This is a genomic window from Plantibacter lichenum (assembly GCF_050587525.1).
GTDB lineage: Bacteria > Actinomycetota > Actinomycetes > Actinomycetales > Microbacteriaceae > Plantibacter.
Window position 1 is genome coordinate 40,390 of the sequence record NZ_JBOBFT010000016.1, and the last position, 22,068, is coordinate 62,457.

The 22,068-nt window shown below is 67.9% G+C and carries 17 protein-coding genes; 5 read left to right on the top strand and 12 right to left on the bottom strand.

Features of this window, described 5'->3' with window-relative positions; all coding sequences use genetic code 11:
• Window positions 1–23 precede the first annotated feature (23 nt).
• The 4 genes from ACQ3HB_RS18280 to ACQ3HB_RS18295 are packed head-to-tail and all read right to left on the bottom strand — an operon-like array spanning window position 24 to window position 4,761.
• The gene (locus ACQ3HB_RS18280; protein ID WP_430922006.1) at window positions 24–1,076 is read right to left on the bottom strand and encodes an MraY family glycosyltransferase; all 1,053 of its coding nucleotides are present in this window, start codon (window positions 1,074–1,076) and stop codon (window positions 24–26) included.
• Window positions 1,073–2,887: a polysaccharide biosynthesis protein gene (locus ACQ3HB_RS18285; protein ID WP_430922008.1), complete on the bottom strand. Its 1,815-nt coding sequence runs from the start codon at window positions 2,885–2,887 to the stop codon at window positions 1,073–1,075. Before ACQ3HB_RS18285 ends, ACQ3HB_RS18280 begins: the two co-directional genes overlap by 4 nt.
• Window positions 2,888–2,899: 12 nt before the next feature.
• Window positions 2,900–3,967: an NAD-dependent epimerase/dehydratase family protein gene (locus ACQ3HB_RS18290; RefSeq protein ID WP_430922010.1), complete on the bottom strand. Its 1,068-nt coding sequence runs from the start codon at window positions 3,965–3,967 to the stop codon at window positions 2,900–2,902.
• Window positions 3,964–4,761, bottom strand: a complete 798-nt coding sequence (locus ACQ3HB_RS18295) for a glycosyltransferase (protein WP_430922011.1) — start codon at window positions 4,759–4,761, stop codon at window positions 3,964–3,966. The genes ACQ3HB_RS18290 and ACQ3HB_RS18295 overlap by 4 nt, the downstream gene beginning before the upstream one ends.
• Window positions 4,762–4,966: 205 nt before the next feature.
• Between ACQ3HB_RS18295 and ACQ3HB_RS18300 the strand changes: the two genes are divergently transcribed.
• Window positions 4,967–5,605 carry an HAD-IA family hydrolase gene (locus tag ACQ3HB_RS18300; RefSeq protein WP_430922013.1) on the top strand — a complete coding sequence of 213 codons (639 nt, stop codon included), beginning with the start codon at window positions 4,967–4,969 and terminating at the stop codon, window positions 5,603–5,605.
• A 112-nt stretch (window positions 5,606–5,717) separates the two neighbouring features.
• On the opposite strand, the gene prmC is transcribed toward ACQ3HB_RS18300, so the two are convergent.
• Window positions 5,718–6,632 (bottom strand): peptide chain release factor N(5)-glutamine methyltransferase, encoded by a 915-nt coding sequence (prmC, locus tag ACQ3HB_RS18305; RefSeq protein ID WP_430922015.1) that lies wholly within the window; start codon window positions 6,630–6,632, stop codon window positions 5,718–5,720.
• Between the two features lie 254 nt (window positions 6,633–6,886).
• Here prmC and cysK point away from each other — a divergent pair, with 254 nt between their 5' ends.
• The 4 genes from cysK (at window position 6,887) to ACQ3HB_RS18325 (ending at window position 12,359) form a co-directional block, all read left to right on the top strand.
• Window positions 6,887–7,825: a cysteine synthase A gene (gene cysK / locus ACQ3HB_RS18310; RefSeq protein WP_430922016.1), complete on the top strand. Its 939-nt coding sequence runs from the start codon at window positions 6,887–6,889 to the stop codon at window positions 7,823–7,825.
• A gap of 9 nt (window positions 7,826–7,834) precedes the next feature.
• Window positions 7,835–8,401: a serine O-acetyltransferase EpsC gene (gene epsC / locus ACQ3HB_RS18315; RefSeq protein ID WP_430922018.1), complete on the top strand. Its 567-nt coding sequence runs from the start codon at window positions 7,835–7,837 to the stop codon at window positions 8,399–8,401.
• A 1,593-nt stretch (window positions 8,402–9,994) separates the two neighbouring features.
• A complete protein-coding gene (locus tag ACQ3HB_RS18320; protein ID WP_430922019.1) occupies window positions 9,995–11,590 on the top strand; it encodes an ABC-F family ATP-binding cassette domain-containing protein in 1,596 nt (531 codons plus the stop codon).
• A 337-nt stretch (window positions 11,591–11,927) separates the two neighbouring features.
• Window positions 11,928–12,359, top strand: a complete 432-nt coding sequence (locus ACQ3HB_RS18325) for a hypothetical protein (RefSeq protein WP_430922020.1) — start codon at window positions 11,928–11,930, stop codon at window positions 12,357–12,359.
• 139 nt (window positions 12,360–12,498) lie between these two features.
• Here the strand turns inward: ACQ3HB_RS18325 and ACQ3HB_RS18330 are convergent, their stop codons facing one another.
• The 7 genes from ACQ3HB_RS18330 to lysA all read right to left on the bottom strand — a co-directional run bounded on the left by ACQ3HB_RS18330 (window position 12,499) and on the right by lysA (window position 21,897).
• Entirely contained in the window at window positions 12,499–13,395 is an 897-nt protein-coding gene (locus ACQ3HB_RS18330) for an EamA family transporter (RefSeq protein WP_430922022.1), read from the bottom strand.
• Window positions 13,396–13,411: 16 nt separating this feature from the next.
• Entirely contained in the window at window positions 13,412–14,491 is a 1,080-nt protein-coding gene (prfA, locus tag ACQ3HB_RS18335) for a peptide chain release factor 1 (protein ID WP_430922023.1), read from the bottom strand.
• A gap of 103 nt (window positions 14,492–14,594) precedes the next feature.
• On the bottom strand, window positions 14,595–16,919 hold the full coding sequence (gene rho, locus ACQ3HB_RS18340; protein WP_430922024.1) for a transcription termination factor Rho: 2,325 nt from the start codon (window positions 16,917–16,919) through the stop codon (window positions 14,595–14,597).
• Window positions 16,920–17,160: 241 nt separating this feature from the next.
• Complete coding sequence (gene thrB / locus ACQ3HB_RS18345) at window positions 17,161–18,102, bottom strand: homoserine kinase (protein WP_430922025.1); 942 nt, start codon at window positions 18,100–18,102, stop codon at window positions 17,161–17,163.
• Window positions 18,099–19,178: a threonine synthase gene (thrC, locus tag ACQ3HB_RS18350; protein WP_430922026.1), complete on the bottom strand. Its 1,080-nt coding sequence runs from the start codon at window positions 19,176–19,178 to the stop codon at window positions 18,099–18,101. The genes thrB and thrC overlap by 4 nt, the downstream gene beginning before the upstream one ends.
• On the bottom strand, window positions 19,178–20,497 hold the full coding sequence (locus ACQ3HB_RS18355) for a homoserine dehydrogenase (protein WP_430922028.1): 1,320 nt from the start codon (window positions 20,495–20,497) through the stop codon (window positions 19,178–19,180). Before ACQ3HB_RS18355 ends, thrC begins: the two co-directional genes overlap by 1 nt.
• Window positions 20,494–21,897: a diaminopimelate decarboxylase gene (gene lysA, locus ACQ3HB_RS18360; RefSeq protein WP_430922030.1), complete on the bottom strand. Its 1,404-nt coding sequence runs from the start codon at window positions 21,895–21,897 to the stop codon at window positions 20,494–20,496. Before lysA ends, ACQ3HB_RS18355 begins: the two co-directional genes overlap by 4 nt.
• Between the last annotated feature and the right edge of the window lie 171 nt (window positions 21,898–22,068).

Below are 22,068 nucleotides of genomic sequence, written 5' to 3' on the forward strand. Positions count from 1 at the left end.
GAGGCGTCCCGGCTATCGGTCAATCATACCGACGGCGCCGCGGGTGGACCCTGGACGTCGTCGGACCGGTTCGGGAGACCATTCGGGGCCTCGCGACGGACGCGAGCGAGGATCCGGGGCGAAGCGAGGTACGCCCCGACGACGACGAGGATGCCGACGACCGCGATGAGCTGCACGGGCAACGTGCCGTAGGCGAGCAGCACGCCGAGCCCCGCGGTGAGGATCGATGCGAGCGAGACGATCACGGTCGACCACGCGTGACCGAGGCCACCGGCGGCGAGGCGCTGGTAGACGTGGCTGCGGTGCGCCTCGTGCAGGGCCTCCCCGCGGCGCCAGCGCTGGATGATCGTCACGCCGCTGTCCGCGACGTAGATGAGGACGGGGCCCGCGAGGGCGACGATCGAGATGCCGCTGAAGCACGCGTAGATCGCGACGGCGACGAGCGCTCCCCCGAGCAGATAGCTGCCGACGTCGCCGAGGAACATGCGTCGTTTCGCGATGTTCCAGGGCAGGAAGCCGAGGAAGGCGAGACCGACGACGAGGCCGGCCGCAGTCACACCGGGGAGGTCGAAGGCGAGCCCGAGCACCGCGTAGAAGGCGCCGACGACGAAGCCGTGCATCGAGGAGATGCCGTTGATGCCGTCCATGAAGTTCGCGATGTTCGTGTACGCGACGAGTGCGACGATGCCGAGCGGGATCCACCAGGGGGTCGCGCCCATCGCGATGACGAGGAGGCTCGTGGCCACGAGGCCGATGACGACCTGCATCGCGAATCGCACGCGGACCGCGAGGCCGCGAACGTCCTCGACGAGGCCGATGGCCGCGTTCGTGACAGCGATGGCCGCGACGACCCACAGGGGCCCGTCGTCCAGCAGGACCGCCGAGAGGCCCAGTCCGATCGCGACGGCGATCGTGACCCCGATGCCGCCGCCGCGGATGGTCGGCGTGACGTGCATCGAACGGTGGTTCGGGGTGTCGACGACCGCGCGGTGGATGAGGATCGGACGGATGACGAACTGCGAGCAGAGGCTCACGACGAGCGCGACGGCCGCGACCAGCCAGAGGACGGGGGTCATTGCACCAGGTAGCGCGTGGTCGAGTCGTCGCTGATCGTGTCGCGCCAGACCTGGAAGTCCAGCTCGGCGGGATCGAGCGGCGTGATGCGCGTGTGCGAGACCTTGGGGTGCTTCGAGCGGTCGCTCACCTCATCGGTGTCGACCAGCACCTCGTGGAGCTTCTCGCCGTGGCGGAGACCCGTGTAGACGATCTCGATCTCCTTGCCGCTCGCCGCGATCATGCGCTTGGCGACGTCGAGGATGCGGACGGGGCTGCCCATGTCGAGGATGAGGACCTCGCCGGGGTCGCCGATGGCGCCGGCCTGGATGACGAGCTTCGACGCTTCCGGGATCGTCATGAAGAAGCGCGTGACGTCGGGGTGGGTGACCGTGATGGGGCCGCCCGCGTCGATCTGAGCGGCGAAGGCGGGCAGGACCGAACCGCGGCTGCCGATGACGTTGCCGAAGCGGACCGAGAGGTACCTCGCGCCCGTCTCCTCCGCCATCCACGCCGTGAGCTTCTCGGCGACGCGCTTGCTGTAGCCGAGGACCGTCGTGGGATTGGCCGCCTTGTCCGTCGAGATGTTGACGAAGGTCGCGACCCCGACCGCCCGCGCGGCGTTCAGGACGTTGAGCGACCCGTGGACGTTGTTCTTCCAGGCCTCGTCCGGGTACTGCTCGAGCATGGGCGCGTGCTTGAGGGCGGCGGCGTGGAAGACGACGTCCGGGCGACGGTCCTCGAAGATCTCGAGGATCGACGGGTAGTCGCGGATGTCCGCGAGGACGACCTCGCGCGTGTCCAGGAGGCCGTGGCCGGAGATCGACAGCTGCGTGGAGTGGAGACCCGTCTCATCGCGGTCGAGGAGGACGAGCTCGGCCGGGCCGAACTGGTTGACCTGTCGGGCGAGCTCGGAACCGATCGACCCGCCGGCGCCCGTCACGAGGACGCGCTTGCCCGTGAGGTAACCCGCGATGCTCTCCACCTGGAGGTCGACGGGGTTCCGCCCGATGAAGTCCTCGACGTTGAGGTCGCGGATGCTGGGGGCCGACGGGCCCTTCGCCGGGTCGAACATCTCGTCGATCGTCGGGACGACGAGGAGCCGCAGCTTCGCCTCGTCGGCCAGCTCGCTCACGCGGCGGACGAACGCGTTGTCGACATCGGCGATGCTGATGATGATGGCCTTCGCGCCCGTGTGCTGGGCGGCGTGGACCAGGTCGTCCCCCGTGCCGACGACGGGCACGGTCGCGACGCGGAAATTGCGCTTACCGGGGTCGTCGTCGATGACGCCGACGGGCAGGTACGGCGACTGCGGGTCCTGCATGAGGCGAGGGACGATCGACATGCCGAGCGCGCCGGCACCGTAGACGAGCACGCGCTGGGCCTGGGTCGGGCGGCTCCGGCTGTCGATGAAGAGGCGCTTGATGTAGCGGCAGATCCCCATGAACACGACCGCGAACGGGAACGCGATGACGGTCGTGCTGCGCGGGATCCCCCACGAGACGCCGAAGATGGCGTTCACGACGAAGAGGATGCCCGTCACGATGAGCACGACGATGAGCAGTTGCTTCGCTTCGTAGAAACTCCCGAAGCTGTGCAGGCCGTGGTAGTGGGACCAGATGTACGCGACCACGAGCTGGGCCACGACGGCGATCACGCAGAAGAGGACGGTGCCGAGGATCGAGACGCGTTCGTATTCGAATTCGTAGCGCACGACGAGGGCGACCACGATGGCCAGCACCCAGCAGAACGCGTCGAGCGCCGATTTCGCGGCGAAACGCAGCGCGGGAGCTTGCGTCCACCGGCGGGGGGCGTCGGGGAGTGTGGAGGTCATAACCTGGCAATCCTACCGATCGTCTGCTTTGGATTCGCTGCGGACCGCCGTTGTCTGGCGGTTCCGGGCGTCGGCGAGGGCGCGGATCGATGAGCGCAGACCGTCGACGGTGGGGGTCGGCATGCGGTCCACGCCGAGCGCATCACGCAGCCGGTCCCCCGACACGACGAAGTCCTCGGTGAGCTTCGCGAGCCGCCTGGAGGTGAGGGGGACGACGGGCACGACGTCGCCGATGCGCGCTCCGAAGCGGACGAGCGGTGCGGGGACCCTGAGGTGACGGACCCGTCTGCCGGTGACCTCGCCGATGATGTCGACGAGGTCCGCCGTCGAGATCGGGTCGTCGTCGGCGACGTTGTACACGCCCGTCGGCACGCGGTGTGCGTTGCCGGTTCCGGGCGTCGCGCCCGCGTCGGACGCTCGGCCCACGTCAGGCGCGTCCGCGAGGATCTGGGCGATCGCCCACGACAGGTTGCCGACCGAGACGAACGTCCGCTTACCGGAGAACGCATCGAGCGGGTACGGCACACCGCGGGAGATGAGGCCGAACAGGAGCCCGAGATTGCCGGGGTCGCCTGGTCCGTGGACCATCGTGGGCCGCAGGATCACCACACGCTTGCCCTCGGGCTGCTCGACGGCGAGCAGGAGGCGTTCCGCCGCGAGCTTGGATCTGCCGTACGGCGTCAGCGGATGCGGTGCAGCCGACTCGTCGAGGACGCCTGCGACGCTCTCCTCGTTGACGGCCGCGACGCTGCTGAGCTGGACGAAGGTGTGCGCGTCGCTCGCGAGGAACGCGGAGTACGCGCGCTCGGCCAGCTCCGTGTTGATCCGGAAGTACTCGTCGGGCGAGCTCTTCCCATCGAGGTCGTGCGCCTTGCCCGCGAGGTTCACGACGGCGTCGATCCCCGCGGGGAACGGCTCGTCGCGCCAGCCCCGGAGCGAGAACGGGACGACGTCGAACCCGGCGTCGCTGAGGACGGGAACCAGGTTCGTGCCGATGAAGCCCGTCGCCCCCGTCACCAGGATGCGCGGCTTCGATGCTTCGGCCGGCCGGTGCCCGCCGCCGTCTGCAGTGTTCGTCATCGGCCGAACCACCCCCACTTCCTGAAGTACACGAACGCTCCCTGGATGGAGTACCACATGAGCTTCCGGTTCCGGTGCGACCCCTTCTCGAAGTGGTGGTGGATCGTCGCCGCAGGCAGGTACGCGGTTCGGGACACCTGCAGGAACCGCCTGGTCAGATCCGCATCCTCGATGTACATGAAGATGCGCTCGTCGAAGAAGCCGACGCGTTCGAGGGTGTCGGTGCGAAGGAACATGAAACATCCGGACAGGTACGGGATGTCGTACATCGTCCGGTTGTAGTCGTGCGACGGATTGCGGTCCTTGTCGCGGTACTCGTACGCGGCCATGCGCTTCGCGAACCGCTTCTGGAGCGGAGCGGGCAGGAACCGCCTCGCGAACAGGTCGAAGGGCGTCGGGTTCGTCTTACAGAGGTACTGCATGTCCCCGTTGGGATACAGGACCTTCGGCATCGTGTGACCGACCTCTGGGTGCTCATCCATGAACGCCACGAGGGTGTCGATCGCCTCCGCCTCGAAGTACACGTCCGGATTGATGACCACGTGATACTTCGAGTGGCCGATCACGGCCGCGATGGCGAGATTGTGGGCGGCGCCGAATCCCGGATTCGCGGGGTTGTGGAGGTACTCGATGCGCGGGTCGTCGGCGAGGTCGCGGAGCTCATCGGTCGGGGAATTGTCGACGAGGTACAGCTTCTCGACGTTGCCGCTCGAGAGCGTCGAACCGATGGCGGCCTCGAGCTTCGTGCGATCGTTCTGGTACATGACGATGCACCCGGTCACAGGACGGCTCACTCGGACACCCCTCCGCAGATCATGCGCGCGGGACGCCTCGCCGGTCCCATGTCGCCGCGTCAGTCTACTTCGTGGGCGGCTGGAAGGACGTCGAGGGCCCTGTCGCCGGCCGCTTCGTGACGTCCCGATGCGGATCGCCACCGTTGTGCACGGATGTGCAGCACCAACCGCCGGATGACCACACGGCAGCGACCATACTGGGGAGGTGGCTCCTCGCGTGTTCTTCTTCGACTGTGACAAAACCCTCTACGACTACGATTTCCGCAAACGGCTCCCGGCGCTCAGCCGGTTGAGCGGCGTCAGCCAGTACCGGCTCGCCAAGGACTGGTGGGAGGGCGGCTACGAGAGCGCGGCCAACATCGGTGAGTACTCGACGAGCGAGGAGTACCTCACGATCTTCGCCGAGGTCACCGGGCACGCACTCACGCTCGAGGAGTGGCAGGAGGCTCGTCACGCCGCGATGACGCCGATCCCGGGGGCGATCGACGCGCTCAAGCGCACGCTCTCCCTCGGCACGGTCTCACTGCTCTCCAACAACCCCATCCCCTTCAAGGACTCCTTCCCCGTGCTGGCACCGGAGGTCGCGCCGCTCCTCGGCCAGAACGACCTCGTGTCCGCGGTGCTCGGAGCCGAGAAGCCCGAACGACGGATTTACACCCGCGCGCTCGGCCGCTACGGGGTCACGGCAGACCGCGCCATCCTCATCGACGACTCGGCCGCCAACTGCGACGGCGCCCGCGAGGTCGGGATGCACGCGTTCCACTTCACGAAGGCCGACGACGGCTCGTTCGACATCGACGGCCTCAACGCCGCGATCGACGCGTTCGTCGAGGCGACCCCGTAACGCGACAGGGGCCGAATCGACACTTCGACAAGGCTCAGTGACCGGTCCCTGCGGCCGGTCCCTGAGCCTGTCGAAGGGCTAGACCCCACCGGTCCCTGAGCCTGTCGAAGGGCTAGCGCAACGCGATCGTCGCGCGGTCGCGGAGGGTCAGATCGCGGTGGGTCGATGCCGCGTGCCAGCCGTCGGCCGTCAGGATGTCGCGGATCGCGGCGCCCTGCAGCTCACCGTGCTCGATGATGAGCGTCCCGCCGGGGTGCAGGAGTCGCGCGGCCGTCGTCGAGACCTCGCGCACGACGTCGAGACCGTCCGGCCCTCCGTAGAGCGCCGCCGCCGGGTCGTGGAGCCGCACCTCGGGATCGCGTGGGATCGCCTCGTCTGGCACGTACGGCGGATTCGAGATGACGACGTCGACCGTCCCGTCGAGGTCGTGGAAGGCGTCAGCCAGGTGCTCGAAGACCAGTCGGGTGTTGTCGGCTCCGAACTCGCGGAAGTTCTGCTTCGTCCAGATGAACGCGTCGACGGAGTTCTCGGCGGCGTGGATCGATGCGTGGGGCACCTCCGTCGCCATCGCGAGGGCGATCGCGCCGCTGCCGGTTCCCAGGTCGACGCCGACGGGGTGCTCGGTCGGGACCGCGCGGAGGGCGTCGATCGCGAACTGCACGACCGTCTCCGTCTCGGGCCGCGGCACGAAGACGCCCGGTCCGACGGCGAGTTCGAGTGAGCGGAACGCCGCCCGGCCGGTGATGTGCTGCAAGGGTTCGCGTGCGGAACGGCGCTCCACGAGGGTCGCGAGCTCCGCCGCATCGACCGCTTCGATCGCGCGTCCAGTGATGGCGGCCGCCTGCACGGCTCCCCTGCCCAAGCCCAGGACATGGCCGATGAGCAGCTCGGCGTCGACGTCGGCCGATGGGACGCCCGCCGTGGTCAGGATGCCGATCGCCCGCTCACGCGCATCGGCGACGGTCGTCGGAAGACCAGAGGCCGAAGGCCCGGAGGGAACGGGGGACGGGGAGGAAGGAATCTGCATTGGGCGCTGTCTGCATCGAGGATGGCCGGCTCGGGATGATCGGCTCGGATGACCGCCACGAGCCTACCGCAGCGCGTTCGCCTGCGATCCGCGGATCAACAGGCCGAGTCGAGTGTCGTTCGCGCCTCCAGCGCAGCCGCTCCGCACCATCGCCTAACACGCATGGACAGCGTCTGCTCGTCATACAGGCCCATCCGAGTCGCTCTGGACATAGTCTGGGAGGACACCCCTTCGACGAAAGCAGAGGCCGGAACGTGGCAGGCACGATCTACAACGACATCACCGAGGCCTACGGCCGCACCCCCCTGGTCCGCCTGAACCGCCTCACGGACGGCCTCGGCGCGACGGTCCTCGCGAAACTCGAGTTCTACAACCCGGGTTCGAGCGTCAAGGACCGCCTGGGCGTCGCCCTCGTCGATGCCGCAGAGGCCTCAGGCCAGCTGCAGCCGGGTGGAACGATCGTCGAGTCCACGAGCGGCAACACGGGCATCGCCCTCGCCCTCGTCGGCGCCGCCCGCGGGTACAAGGTCATCCTCACGATGCCGGCGTCCATGAGCAAGGAGCGACGTATGCTCCTCCGGGCATACGGCGCGGAGATCGTCCTGACCGACCCGACCAAGGGCATGAAGCTCGCGGTCGAGGAGACCCAGGAGATCGTCGCGAAGACCCCGGGCGCCGTCTGGGTCCGCCAGTTCGAGAACGAGGCGAACCCCGCCATCCACAAGAAGACGACCGCTCCGGAGATCTGGGAGGACACCGCCGGCAAGGTCGACGTGTTCGTCGCCGGCATCGGCACCGGCGGCACGATCACGGGCGTCGGCCAGTGGCTGCGCGAGAAGAACCCCGACGTGCACATCGTCGCCGTCGAGCCCGCCGACTCCCCGCTGCTCAGCGAGGGTCGCGCCGGCGGTCACAAGATCCAGGGCATCGGACCGAACTTCGTCCCGCCCATCCTCGACACGTCGATCTTCAGCGAGATCATCCCCGTCCAGACCGATGTCGCGCTGGCGACGGCGCGGAAGCTCGCGACCGACGAGGGCATCCTCGGCGGCATGTCCGCCGGCGCCGCCACGTGGGCCGCTCTCGAGGTCGCGAAGCGTCCCGAGTTCGCCGGCAAGAACATCGTGGTGATCATCCCGGATGCGGGAGAACGTTACCTCTCCACCGCGATGTACGACGACCTGCGCGACTAGGAACGATCGATGGGGATGCTGTCGCGGATGCGCGAGGACGTCAGGGCCGCGCGCGTCCACGACCCCGCCGCTCGGAACAACGCGGAGGTCGTGCTCAGCTACTCCGGTCTCCACGCCGTGTGGGCGTACCGGGTGCACCATCGGCTCTGGGTGCGCGGCTTCAAGACGGCTGCACGGTTCCTGTCGCAGTTCACCCGGTTCCTCACAGGCATCGAGATCCACCCAGGTGCGAAGATCGGTCGTCGGTTCTTCATCGACCACGGCATGGGCGTCGTCATCGGCGAGACCGCCGAGGTCGGCGACGACGTGATGCTGTACCACGGCGTCACGCTCGGCGGGAAGAGTCGCGGCAAGGGGAAGCGGCATCCCACGATCGCCGACGGAGTCGCGATCGGCGCCGGAGCGAAGATCCTCGGGCCGATCATCATCGGGACGGGCAGCATCGTCGGTGCGAACGCCGTCGTGACCAAGGATGCCCCTCCGCAGAGCCTCCTCGTGGGGGTCCCCGCCGTCGCCAAGCCGCGCGGCGCCGGTGATCACGGTCTCGCGCTGCTCGACCCCGAGTACTTCATCTAGCCCTGCCCCTGCTTGCTCTGGTTCGTCAGCGCGATGCGCTCGCGCACCCGCGGATCCCCGTCGCGAGCGCGCCCCTGGCCCCACCCGCGCTCGCGGCACAGGGGCGCGCTCGGTCCCGTCGTCAGAGGCTCTCGTCCAGACGCCGGAACGAGCCGGGCCCGATCTCGCCACCGTGACCAGGCCCAGGTGGGATCCTCATGTCGATGCGCCACCGATCCGGAACGGAAGCGAGCGGCGTCTCCGGACGACGGGTCGCCTGTCTCAGCGCATCCCACATCGACGATGTCCAGCCATCTCGAAGTGCATCGATGGTGTGCCCCTGCGCATCGGGATGGGACAGAGCGCAGCCCAGCAGATGCGCGGTCGTGACATGCCCCAGGACTGACGCGTTTGACGAGATCCACGCCCCGCGCAGTACTGCGGAGAGCGCTTCGGAACGCATAGCAGGTGCCGACGATCGACGACGCTGCGCGCTGCCCAGTTCACCGGGGCTCCTGCGCATCGCCTCGAACTCGAATCGTTCGAGCAGCGCTGCCGCCCGCCCGGCCGCCGGCGGCAGGAGCGCGCCGACGAGGTCATCGACTTCGAGGCTTCGCCGGCCGCCGTCGAGTGCGACTCGTTCCGACTCCTGCAGCGCCTCGAGACTCTCCGCTGACCAGATAGGGTGCAACACTCAGATCAGCACTGGGATAGTCGGCGTGATCACGATCGTGTCCGAGTAACCGGTGCAATGCAACTCCCGATTGCCACCCCAAGCATCACACTCGGGAGGCCATGAAGTCCATGCCCAGCCCTCCGGCAGCAGCATCGTCGGATAGTGCATGAGCTGGTAGACGCCAGCACACGCAGCATAGAGCGTGCACACGTACTCACCTGCTGAGTGAGCGAACAAGCACGCCGCCCGCGTCTCATTGCACTCTCCAATCGATCCATCGGATACCACCGAGTGGTCCTTGTAGACACGAACGATATTTGACATGTGGGCCATGGATTGATCTGGCCCTGTCACCGAACACCCAACACTGCCTTGATAGAACCCGTCGACTCCGACAAGGCCCCCATTGACGTAGTGAGAGTTGAAGGTTCCGGTCAGATTTGCCCAGCTGCAACCGCCCTGGGGAGGGATCGAGAACGGGGTCTCCGTTCGGCCCGTTTCCAAGTGTGTCGCGGCTACTGTAGAGACGGTCGAAACGTACCGAGAATCCACACTGACGCTTTGACTCACGGTCACAATTTCGGACACAGGTTGTTCGCTAGCTTCCGCGCTCGTCCCAGAGATGTCTCCGAGCCCAACGATCCCGACGACGGCGCAGACCAACGCGATCGTCCCTCGCATCGCCAATGTAATCATGGCTACTCCCATTCCTCTGATACCCGCCGCTTCCTGTAATTTGGCGGTTCACGACCACTCTTTCAGCTTAAATATGCTATGTCGACATTTCGCAGGGTTGAATATTCAATGGTCAACACCTGTTGTTCACGCCAGATCACGAGGGCGCTTTCGCATCCGACTACGGATACGGTTGAAGCGGACAGGCCTCACCCGATGTCGGCGTCCCTGGCCCACGAGGGCCGACCATCGAGAGGACCACGATGAGCCTGATCCGGCTGCACGACGTCACGGTACGATTCGGAGACACCCCCGTTCTCCGCGAAGCGTTCTTCCGCCTCGAGACCGGCGACCGCGTCGGCGTCATCGGCCGCAACGGCTCCGGCAAGTCCACCCTGCTGAAACTCGCCCTCGAACAGGTCGAACCGGAGACGGGGACCGTCACGGTCGAACAGGGCCTCCGCATCGGCTACTTCTCCCAGTTCTCCGAGCTCAACGGCGCCTCCACGATCACCGAAGTCCTCGAAGGCCTCTTCTCGCACATCCACGAGATCGAAGCCGAGCTCGCCTCCATCGACGCGGCCATCGCTGCCGACCCGAACGACACCGATGCCGTCACCCGCCACATCGAACGGCAGGCGACGCTCTTCGAGGACATGGACCGACTGGACGGCTGGGACTACCGCCGCCACATCGACACGGCCCTCACCACCCTCGGTTTCAACGAGGCACGCCGCAGCTGCCCGATCGACGCGTTGTCCGGCGGCTGGCGGAACCGTGCGGCGCTCGCGAAGATCCTCCTCGAAGCGCCGGACGTCCTCCTCCTCGACGAACCCACCAACTACCTCGACGTCGCCGGCGTCGAATGGCTCGAGTCCTGGTTCCGCTCCTTCCGCGGCGCCGCGATCATCGTGTCCCACGACCGGAAGTTCCTGGACGCCGTCGTGACCCGCATCATCGAGGTCGAGAACTTCCACCTGCACGAGTACCCGGGCGACTTCGGCGAGTACGTCGTACAGAAGCAGTTCCGACTGAAGACCCTCGAAGCGCAATTCGTGCACGAAGCAGAACTCCTCGCATTCGAAGCGGAAGGCATCTCCGATCGCCGTGCGGCGGCGAAAGCGGAGAGCAAGGGGCTCGGCAACCAGCTCGCGAAGATCAAGAAGTCCCGCGCGCCGCGTCCCGTCGACCAGATCATCACCGAGATCTACGGCGGGCTCCACGTCAAGGACACCCTGTGCCGGGTGCGCGACCTCGGCAAGGCGTACGGCGACCACACGCTCTTCTCCGATCTCAGCTTCGAGATCGGCCGGCGCGACCGCATCGTCGTCCTCGGCGCCAACGGCAGCGGCAAGTCGACGCTCCTCCGCATCCTCACCGGCGAGGAGCGTCCGGACGCCGGCGAGGTCGTCTGGACGGCGGGAACCGACGCGGTCTCCTACAACCGGATGCTCGACGAACTCGACGACGCCGACACCGTCACGCACGCCGTCAACGCGATGCCGGGCAGCCTCGCATTCACCGCGACGCGAAAATCCGTCGGACGGTTCCTCGCGATGTTCCAGTTCTCCGAAGCCGACCTCAAACAGCGCATCGGCAACCTCTCCGGCGGGCAGCGCGCCCGAGTGGCGATGGCGCAGTGCCTCCTGTCCGGCGCATCGGTCCTCCTCCTCGACGAGCCGACGAACCACCTCGACCTCGCGAGCACGCAGGTCATGGAGCAGGCGCTCCTGCACTTCCCCGGTGCGGTCGTGGTCGTGAGTCACGACCGGTTCTTCGCCGACAAGGTCGCGAACCGCCACCTGGTGTTCAGTGCCGATGCGGCGCAGCCGGCGACGATCGACGTGCGCTCCGCCTGAGCCGAGACCGTGCCGCGGGCGATCCCGCGCTCGGTGACTCCGCCCTTCGACAAGCTCAGGGACCGGCCTCCCGCGACGCCACCCTTCGACGACCTCAGGGACCGGGCTCCGGTCACTGAGCCTGTCGAAGTGCCTCACAGCATCGAGCACAACTCCTTCGATCGAGACATCGCCCGATCGCCGACCCCGGAAATCCGGGGTTCTTCGGCGACGCCGGACGCAGATCGAAGGAGTTACGAGAGGAGGAAGCTGGACGGGAGCCGAGAAAGGAGGGCCAGTTACTAGTCATCTGATATGTTGTACGTGATCACCCGATCCCGATGAAAGCGATGACCCGATGCCCACGACGATCCTGCCCCCTCGCCCGCAGCACTTCGACCGCACGTCCGCGCACCAGCGCGTGCCGCTCGACGCCCTCGTCGGCCACGCCACACGGATCGCCGTCCCAGAACTCACGGCGGACGAACGAGCCGTCCTCGCCACCCGGCTCCGTCGCGCGGCGCAGTTCGCGATCGACCGCCGCGGGCGCGACCTCGGGCGCGTGGTGCGTTCGACCGTCGCATCGCTGATCGACCACTGCCCCGACTCCGCAGCGCGCAACGCGACCCATCGCGCCCTGTCCCGCACGCGCACGCGGCGACTGCCCAACGCCGACGACTACGTGCTCGCCCATGTGCAGCTGCTCAGCATGGCCGCGGCCGTGGCGGCGGGCGAACGCGGTGCGGCAGCCATCGCGGCGAGTCTGGCGGTGCTCGTCGTCTTCGGCTGAGGCCCTTCGACAGGCTCAGGGACCGGGATGCGAGGCCCTTCGGCAGGCTCAGGGACCGGCGACAGGCTCAGGGACCGGAGACAGGCTCAGGGTCCGGAGGCAGGCTCAGGGGCCGGAGGCTGACTCAGGAACCCAGCGCCTAGGTGAGGCCCTCGGCCGTCCGCTCGAGCGGCGACTGGGGCTGCTCCCGCTGCGTCACGATCGCCGTTCCGGCCGCGACGCACACGACGAGGATCGCGATGATCTCCACGAGGGTGAACACCTCACCGAGTAGGAGGAAGCCGAAGAACGCCGCGATGACCGGCCCGAAGGCTGTGATGATCGCGTACAGGCGCGGCGGGATGCGTCGCAGGATGAACGTGTCGAGGCTGTACGGCAGCGCCGACGACAGTACGCCGATCGCGATGAGCAGTCCGACGGTCGCCCAGGAGAACTGCGCGGAACCGATGCCGATGAGCGCGAACGGCACGAGAATGACCAGGCTGACGACGCCGCCGACGGTCAGTCCTTCGAGTCCGGGCAACGTCATCGCGACCCGCCTGGTGAGGAGGATGTACCCGGCCCACGCCGCAGCCGCCGTGAGCGCGAGGATGACGCCCCACACGTCGATCGTCCCGTCGAATCCGGTGAGGAGGACCACGCCGGCACCGGCGACGATCGCACAGATCGCATCGAGCACACGTCTCGAACTGAGCAGGGCGATGGCGAGCGGTCCGAGGAATTCGATGGTCGCCGCGATGCCGAGCCCCAGCAGGTGCACCGACTGGTAGAACGCGAGGTTCATGACCGCGAGGTCGAGGCCGAGCAGGATCGCCGGCCAATGCTTCCGCCACGACAGGTCACGGAATCGGGGCCTGGAGAACGGCGCCACGACCGCGACCATGACGATCTGCCGCACGGCCACCACCACAGGTGCACCGACCAACGGGATAGCGAGTCCCGCGAGGGCGGACCCGAGGTTGATGCTGACCTCGGTGCCGAGCTGGGTGACCGCGCCGGCCGTCGTCCGGCCGCGCGCACTCCCCCGGGCCGTCACAGCCCGCTCTGGCGGCTCAACTCTGGTCGCCGATGTCGGCCAGACGTGCTTCCTCGTCCGCCGTGATCGCGGACTCGATGATGGGTTCCAGGGCACCGTTCATGACGGCGTCGAGGTTGTAGGCCTTGTAGCCGGTGCGGTGGTCCGCGATGCGGTTCTCCGGGAAGTTGTACGTCCGGATACGCTCGGAGCGGTCCATCGTGCGGATCTGCGTCTTGCGGGCAGCGCTGTCGAGGGCGGCCTGCTCCTCCTGCTGCCGTGCGAGGATGCGGGCGCGCAGGACGCGCATGCCGGCTTCGCGGTTCTGCAGCTGGCTCTTCTCGTTCTGCATCGACACCACGATGCCCGTGGGCAGGTGGGTGATGCGAACGGCGGAGTCGGTGGTGTTGACGGACTGCCCGCCGGGGCCGCTGGATCGGTAGACGTCGATCTTGAGGTCGTTCTGGCTGATCTCGACCTCTTCCGGCTCGTCGACCTCCGGGAAGACGAGGACTCCGGTCGTGGAGGTGTGGATGCGTCCCTGGGACTCGGTCGCGGGAACGCGCTGCACGCGGTGCACGCCGCCCTCGTACTTGAGGTGCGCCCACACGCCCTGCGAGGGGTCGGTCGCGTTCGACTTGATGGCGACCTGGACGTCCTTGTACCCGCCGAGGTCGCTCTCGGTGCGTTCGAGGAGTTCCGTCTTCCAGCCCTTGGACTCGGCGTAGTGGAGGTACATGCGCAGGAGGTCTGCAGCGAACAGTGCGCTCTCCGCACCGCCCTCGCCGCCCTTGATCTCCATGATGACGTCGCGTCCGTCGTCGGGGTCACGCGGGATGAGCAGACGGCGCAGCTTCTCCTGGTTCGTCACGAGCAGCTCTTCGAGCGCTGGCACCTCCTCGGCGAACGCCTCGTCCTCCTTGGCGAGCTCTTTGGCCGCCTCGAGGTCTTCGATCGTCGCGTTCCAGGCGTTGTACGCCGCGATGATCTTGGAGAGTTCCGCGTACCGGCGGTTGATCTTCTTGGAACGTGCCGGGTCGGCGTGGACCGCCGGGTCGGCGAGCTGATCCTGCAGATCCCTGTGCTCGACGATGAGCGTCTCAACTGATTCGAACATTTCCATCCTCCATGACCATCATCCCGCAGTGCCGGTGAAACGACCGACCCCACCTGGCCTCCTCCGACGGTGCGGAGCGGCCTGGTGGGGTCGGTCGGGACAGCTAGCGGTGGTTGTTCTCGTGTCCGTGGCTGTGCGAGGTGGGAGCCGGCATCGACTTCTGCATCTGCACGAGGAACTCGACGTTGGACGCCGTCTCCTTGAGCTTGCCGAGGACCACTTCGAGCGCCTGCTGCTGGTCGAGACCGGCGAGGGCGCGACGCAGCTTCCAGGTGACCTTGACCTCGTCGGCGCCGAGCAGCATCTCTTCACGGCGAGTCGAGGACGCGTTGACGTCCACGGCCGGGAAGATGCGCTTGTCGGCGAGCTGACGCGAGAGGCGCAGCTCCGAGTTGCCGGTGCCCTTGAACTCTTCGAAGATGACGTCGTCCATCTTGGAACCGGTCTCGACGAGCGCCGTGGCGAGGATCGTGAGCGATCCACCGTTCTCGATGTTGCGCGCAGCCCCGAAGAAGCGCTTCGGCGGGTAGAGCGCGGCGGCGTCGACGCCGCCGGAGAGCACACGACCCGATGCCGGAGCAGCGAGGTTGTACGCACGGCCGAGACGCGTGATCGAGTCGAGGAGGACGACCACGTCGTGGCCGAGCTCGACGAGACGCTTGGCGCGCTCGATGGCGAGTTCAGCGACCGTGGTGTGGTCCTCTGCAGGGCGGTCGAAGGTGGAGGCGATGACCTCGCCCTTCACCGTGCGCTGCATGTCGGTGACTTCTTCCGGACGCTCGTCGACCAGCACGACCATGAGGTGGACCTCGGGGTTGTTGATCGAGATGGCGTTCGCGATCTGCTGCAGGACGATCGTCTTGCCTGCCTTCGGCGGGGCGACGATGAGGCCGCGCTGTCCCTTGCCGATGGGGGCGATGAGGTCGATGATGCGCTGCGTGAGCTTCGTCGGCTCCGTCTCGAGACGGAGGCGCTCCTGCGGGTACAGCGGCGTCAGCTTGCCGAATTCGACGCGCTCGGCGGCCTCGTCGACGGACAGGCCGTTGACGGAGTCGACCTTGACGATCGCGTTGTACTTCTGGCGGCTGTTGTTGTCGTTCTCGCGCGGCTGGCGGATGGCGCCGACGACGGCGTCGCCCTTGCGGAGGTTGTACTTCTTGACCTGGCCGAGCGAGACGTAGACGTCGTTCGTGCCCGGCAGGTAGCCGGAAGTGCGGACGAACGCGTAGTTGTCGAGGACGTCGAGGATGCCGGCGACCGGGATGAGGACGTCGTCCTCGGCGATCTCGGGCTCGATCTCGTCGCCCTGGACGCTGCCACGACGCTTGCGGTCACGGTACCGGCTGCGACCGCCGCGGCCTTCGCCGTCGAGGTCTGCAGCGTTGCCGCCCTGCTGCTGGTTGCCGCGGCCCTGGTTGCCCTGACCCTGCTGCTGGTTGCCCTGCTTGGGCTGATCCTGGTTGCCGCCCTGCTTGGGTGCGTCCTGGTTGCCCTGCTTCTCGGCGGCCTGGTCGGCGTTCTGACCGTTCTGACCGTTCTGACCGTTCTGGCCGTTGCGGTCACCGCCTCGGTTGCGTCCACGGCCACGGCCGCGTCCGCCCTGCTGCTGGCCCTGCTCGGCGTCGCCCTGTTCGGCGTCGTTCTGCTGGCTCTGCTCGGCGTCGCCCTGGCCTGCGTCCTGCTGGCGGTTGCGGCCGTTGTCGCGGCCGTTCTCCTGGCGGTCCTGACGGCCGGCGTCACGAGCGTTGTCGCGAGCGGCGTCCTGGCCCTCGGCCGCAGGAGCGTCGTCCTGGGCAGCAGCCTGCGTGGTGTCGGCGTCCGTGTTCTTGCCACGGCCGCGGCGGTTGCCGCGCGAGCGCTTCTCGGGGCGCTCGGTGCGCTCCTGCTGCTCGGCGGGCTCGCCCTGTGCGTCTGCTGCGGGCTGTGCGTCCGCGGGTGCATCCGAAGCGGTGTCGGCGGCGGGCGCGTCGACCGATGCGTCGGCTGCGGGAGCCTCGGCTGCTGCCGGCTCAGCGGCCGGAGCCGACGTGGCCGCCTCGACGACGGTAGCCGTCGTGGCCCGACGGGATCCGCGCTTGCGGACGACCGGTGCGGCCTCAGCAGCGGGAGCCGCCTGGACGGGGGCTTCCTGGACCGGAGCGGCCTCGACGGGCGCCTCCTCGGCCGGAGCCGATTCCGTGGCCGCTTCCGTGGCGACTGCCTCAGCAGGAGCCTCGGCCTCGAGGAGCTCTGGCTGGAGCGTCAGCTCCGCGGGAGCGCCTGCTCCGTTCTGAACGGCGGTGATGGCCTCCACGAGATCCCCCTTGCGAAGTTTCGAGGCGCCGGGAATGCCCAGACGACCTGCGAGCTTCTGCAGGTCGGCGACCTTCAGTGAGGCGAGGTCGGCATCCGATGCCGCGTTGATTGTGTTGACGTTGACGTCAGTCACTCAGATTTTCCTTCCCTCATGACGAAACAGAGCTGTTGTCGTCACGGGCGGCTCGCGCCCCGGAGTTGTGCGCCGAGTGGATGATGTTCACACGACGCAGAGCCTGTGCGGAAGTCCCGTCGAGTTGTCTCAGCTGAGGAATCGCTTTGTCTCAGCAGAGGAATCACTCGAATCGGGAACCACACAGACGCGATCAACTGGTGCGAAAGCGATGAATGTGCAGAATTGCCCCGGAAGCCGGTTACGTCGTAGCGACGGGATGGGCCGGGTGCACCCCTACTGTAGCACCCTTGAAGTCCACCGCGAGCAGGAGCGCCTGCCACGGCGTCGTGGCGTGTTCGGCTACGAGTGCAGCCGCTGCGAGACGCTGTCCCGGGTCGTCCGCGAGGACGAGGATCGAGGGTCCCGCACCGGAGACGACGGCCGCGAAGCCGTGTTCCCGGAGGAGCGTGATGAGCGAGTTGGTCTCCGGCATGGCCGCCGCGCGGTAGCTCTGGTGGAGTCGGTCCTCTGTCGCTGCGAGCAGGAGCTCAGGGCTCTGGGTGAGCGCCGCGACGAGCAGCGCCGAACGGGATACGTTGAACGCGGCGTCGGCGTGCGGCACGTTGGCCGGCTGCAGGCTGCGCGCGAGCTGCGTCGACATCGTGTGCTCCGGCACGAGCACGAGCGGCGAGACGCCCCGGTGCACGATGAGCTTCTTGTGCTGCGGGCCGGTCTCCGTGGTCCAGGCGATCGTGAGGCCGCCGAAGAGGGCGGGCGCCACGTTGTCCGGGTGCCCTTCCATCTCGGTCGCGAGGCGCAGGAGGTCGTCGGAGGTGAGTTCGACCTCGCCTTCGAGGAGGCCCTTGGCCGCCATGATGCCGGAGACGATGGCCGCGCCGGACGAGCCGAGGCCACGGCCGTGCGGGATCGTGTTGCGCGCGATGACGTCGAGGCCGGGCAATTCGCGGCCGACGTCGGTGAACGCGTGCGCGATGGCCGTGATGACGAGATTGCTCTCGTCCGTCGGGACCTCGCCCGCACCGACGCCGATGACGTCGACGAACACGCCAGGCGCCTCGCGGACCGTGACGGTCAGCTCGTCGTACTGCGCGAGCGCGAGGCCGAGCGTGTCGAAGCCGGGACCCAGGTTTGCCGAGGTCGCAGGCACCTTGACGGTGACGCTGCGACCGACGAGCGTCATGCCTGCGCCTTCAGGCCGAGCACGTCCGCGACCGCGGAGGTCTCGGCGGAGACGATCGTCGGCTCGGCCTGCGTGCCGTCCTCGAGACGGAGGCCCCACTGCGGGTCCTTGAGGCCGTGGCCCGTCACCGTGAGGGTCACGGTCGAACCGGCCGGGATCTCGCCGGCGGCGGCGCGCTCGAGGAGGCCCGCCACGCTGATCGCGGACGCTGGCTCGACGAAGATGCCGACCTCGGAGGACAGGATGCGCTGCGCTTCGAGGATCTTGGTGTCCTCGATGGCGCCGAAGTAGCCGTTCGTGCGGGTGCGGGCCTCGAGTGCGAGCTCCCATGAAGCGGGGTTGCCGATACGGATCGCGGAGGCGATCGTGTCGGGGTTCTTGACGACCTCACCGTGGACGATGGGGGCGCTGCCAGCGGCCTGGAAACCGAACATGCGCGGGAGCTTCGTCGTGACGCCTCGCTCGAGCTCCTCCGTGAAGCCGCGAGTGTACGCCGTGTAGTTGCCGGCGTTGCCGATCGGGATGAAGTGGAAGTCGGGAGCATCCTCGAGGACCTCGACGATTTCGAACGCGGCGGTCTTCTGGCCCTCGATGCGGTCGTTGTTGACCGAGTTGACGAGGTGGACCGGGTAGTGCTCGGCGAGCTCGCGAGCGATCTCGAGGCAGTCGTCGAAGTTGCCCTGCACCTGGATCAGCTGACCGTTGTGGGCGACGGCCTGGCTGAGCTTGCCCATCGCGATCTTGCCCTCTGGAACGAGGACGGCGGCGGTGATGCCGGCGTGCGCCGCGTAGGCGGCGGCCGAGGCCGAGGTGTTGCCGGTCGAGGCGCAGATGATCGCCTTCGCACCGTGCTCGACGGCCTTCGAGACGGCCATCGTCATGCCGCGGTCCTTGAAGGATCCGGTCGGGTTCATGCCTTCGAACTTGACCCACACCTTCGCGCCCGTGCGCGCGGAGAGCGCCGGAGCCGGGAGGAGGGGCGTGCCGCCCTCGCCGAGGGTGATCACGGGGGTCGCATCCGTCACATCGAGACGATCCGCGTATTCACGGAGAACTCCACGCCACTGCTTGGCCACTATTCGGCTCCTTCAACTCGTAGGACTGACACCACTGCCTCGACGTGGTCATGGGCGGCGAGCTGCTCGACCGTGGCCGCGAGGGCCGATTCGAGAGCTCTGTGGGTGCCTATGACCAGGGTAGCGGTCGATTTCGTGCCGTCGGTCGACGCCACGGACTGCTGGACGGTTTCGACGGACACGTCGCCGTCGCTCAGGACGCCGGCGATGCCGGCGAGGACACCGGGCTGGTCGACGACCTCGAGCGTGATCTGGTACCGCGTGGAGACCTTGCCGATGTCCAGCACGGGCAGGTCCGCGTGCGTCGACTCCCCCACACCGGGTCCGCCCGCGACGTGTCGTCGGGCTGCGGAGACGACGTCGCCGAGCACTGCGGAAGCCGTCTCCTTGCCGCCGGCGCCTGCGCCGTAGAACATGAGGCTGCCGGCGTTCTCCGCTTCAACGAAGACGGCGTTGTTGCCGCCGTGGACCGCGGCGAGCGGGTGCTCACGGCTGATGAGCGCCGGGTACACGCGGGCGGAGAGGCCCTCCGCACCGGTCTCGGGATCGACGATGCGCTCGGCGATCGCGAGGAGCTTGATGACGTAGCCCTCCGCACGCGCCGAGTCGACCTGCGCCTTCGTCACGCTCATGATGCCCTCGCGGTGCACGGCGTCCACCGGAACGGTCGTGTGGAAGGCGAGGCTCGCGAGGATCGTCGCCTTCTGAGCGGCGTCGTAGCCCTCGACGTCGAGCGTGGGGTCCGCTTCGAGGTAGCCGAGCTGGCTCGCGATCGCCGCGGCGTCCTCCATCGTGTCGCCGAAGCGGTCCATGCGGTCGAGGATGTAGTTCGTGCTGCCGTTGACGATGCCGAGGATACGGTTGATCCGATCGCCGGCGAGGCTGTCGCGCAGCGGACGGATGATCGGGATCGCGGCGGCGACGGCGGCTTCGTAGTACAGCTGCGCGCCGACCTGCTCCGCGGCCTCGAAGAGCTCGGGTCCGTGGTTCGCGAGGAGCGCCTTGTTGGCCGTCACGACATCGGCCCCGGCGTTGATCGCCTGCAGGATGAGCGTCTTGGCCGGCTCGATGCCGCCCATGAGCTCGATCACGATGTCGGCGCTCACGATGAGCTGCTCGGCGTCCATCGTGTACAGCTCCTGGGGCAGCTCGACGTCGCGCTTCGCGTCGACGTCGCGCACGGCGATGCCGATCAGCTCGAGGCTCGCCCCGGCACGAGCGGCCAACTCGTCCGCGTGCTCCAGGAGGAGCCGTGCCACCTGCGATCCGACCGATCCCGCGCCGAGCAGCGCGATCTTCAGTCCTCGGTACTCGATCATTCGCTGTCCAATCCGGCGTCGCGGCTCAAGAGGTCGTGTTCGGTCTCGCCGCGCACGATGACGCGGGCCGATCCGTCGCGCACGGCGACGATCGGCGGACGACCGAGGTAGTTGTAGTTGCTCGCCAGCGACCAGCAGTAGGCGCCGGTCGCAGGCACGGCGAGCAGGTCCCCGGCACGGACGTCGGAGGGCAGGTAATCCGCATTCACGACGATGTCGCCCGCTTCGCAGTGCTTGCCTGCGATGCGCACGAGGGCCGGTTCGGCATCGCTCGTGCGGTTCGCGATGCGCACGGCGTAGTCGGCCCCATAGAGGGAGGGACGCGCGTTGTCGCTCATGCCGCCGTCGACGCTCACGTACCGGCGGGGCGCAGTGCCGCCGTCGGGCAGCGAGACGGTGACGTCCTTGATCGTGCCGACCTCGTAGAGCGTGACCCCCGCGCCGCCGACGATGACGCGGCCGGGCTCGAAGGCGAGCGCCGGGATCGGCACGCCGTGCTCGGCCGCCGCCGCCGCGACGCCGTCGACGATCGCCGCGGCGAGCTCGTCGATCGGAGTCGGGGTGTCGACCGAGGTGTAGGCGATGCCGAAGCCGCCGCCGAGGTTGAGCTCGGGGACCGGGCCGCCGCCCAGCAGACGCGCGTGCACGGCGAGGAGACGGGCCGCGGACTCCGCGAAGCCCTCAGCGCCGAAGATCTGCGAACCGATGTGGCAGTGGAGGCCGAGGAAGCTGAGGCTCGCGTGGCCGCGGATCGCGTCGACGGCATCGGCCGCGCCTTCGAGGGGGAGACCGAACTTCTGGTCCTCGTGCGCCGTGGCGAGGAACTCGTGGGTGTGGGCGTGCACACCGCTGTTGACGCGCAGGCGGACGGACTGGACGCGTCCGGCACGCTCAGCGGCCTCGGCGACGCGCTCGATCTCGACGAGGCTGTCGATGACGATCGCCCCGACGCCCACCTCGACGGCACGTGCGATCTCGGCGAGCGACTTGTTGTTGCCGTGGAAGCCGAGCTTCGCGGCATCGACCCCGGCAGCCAGCGCGACGGCGAGCTCGCCTCCGCTGCAGACGTCGATGCGGAGACCCTCGGCGCTCACCCAGCGGGCGACCTCCGTGGACAGGAGCGCTTTGCCCGCGTAGTAGACGGTCGCGGTCGTGCCGTGCTTCGCGGTCTCGCGGTCGAAAGCTTCACGCACGTCGCGGGCGCGGGAGCGCACATCGGTCTCGTCGACCACGTAGAGCGGCGTGCCGAAGCGGTCACGGAGGCTCTCGGCGTCGACACCGCCGATCGTGAGCACACCGGCGTCGGTGCGAGCGGCACCGCGCGGCCAGACGGCCGGATCGATGTCATTGGCATCGGTCGGCTCGACGAGCCAACCGGGGGCGAGGGGATTTCTGGCCACGGGGTGTCCTGAGTCCTGAAGAGTCGGATGAGGAGGTCTCGTTGGGCGAGCGGACCCGGTTTGGCCCCTGAAGCACCGTATGAGTGTCGCGATTCACGGAAACAGGAAGCTTCCGCGGGACCGCTGAGCATCTGTGGACACGCACCGGACAGCCGCTGGTGAACCGCAGAC

Bases quoted from the DNA above. Each gene is read 5' to 3' on its own strand.
- ACQ3HB_RS18280 (WP_430922006.1), bottom strand. From the start codon at position 1,076: ATGACCCCCGTCCTCTGGCTGGTCGCGGCCGTCGCGCTCGTCGTGAGC.
- epsC (WP_430922018.1), top strand. From the start codon at position 7,835: ATGGGGATGCTGTCGCGGATGCGCGAGGACGTCAGGGCCGCGCGCGTC.
- thrB (WP_430922025.1), bottom strand. From the start codon at position 18,102: ATGACGCTCGTCGGTCGCAGCGTCACCGTCAAGGTGCCTGCGACCTCG.
- ACQ3HB_RS18325 (WP_430922020.1), top strand. From the start codon at position 11,928: ATGCCCACGACGATCCTGCCCCCTCGCCCGCAGCACTTCGACCGCACG.
- ACQ3HB_RS18285 (WP_430922008.1), bottom strand. From the start codon at position 2,887: ATGACCTCCACACTCCCCGACGCCCCCCGCCGGTGGACGCAAGCTCCC.
- prmC (WP_430922015.1), bottom strand. From the start codon at position 6,632: ATGCAGATTCCTTCCTCCCCGTCCCCCGTTCCCTCCGGGCCTTCGGCC.
- ACQ3HB_RS18290 (WP_430922010.1), bottom strand. From the start codon at position 3,967: ATGACGAACACTGCAGACGGCGGCGGGCACCGGCCGGCCGAAGCATCG.
- prfA (WP_430922023.1), bottom strand. From the start codon at position 14,491: ATGTTCGAATCAGTTGAGACGCTCATCGTCGAGCACAGGGATCTGCAG.
- ACQ3HB_RS18320 (WP_430922019.1), top strand. From the start codon at position 9,995: ATGAGCCTGATCCGGCTGCACGACGTCACGGTACGATTCGGAGACACC.
- ACQ3HB_RS18355 (WP_430922028.1), bottom strand. From the start codon at position 20,497: ATGATCGAGTACCGAGGACTGAAGATCGCGCTGCTCGGCGCGGGATCG.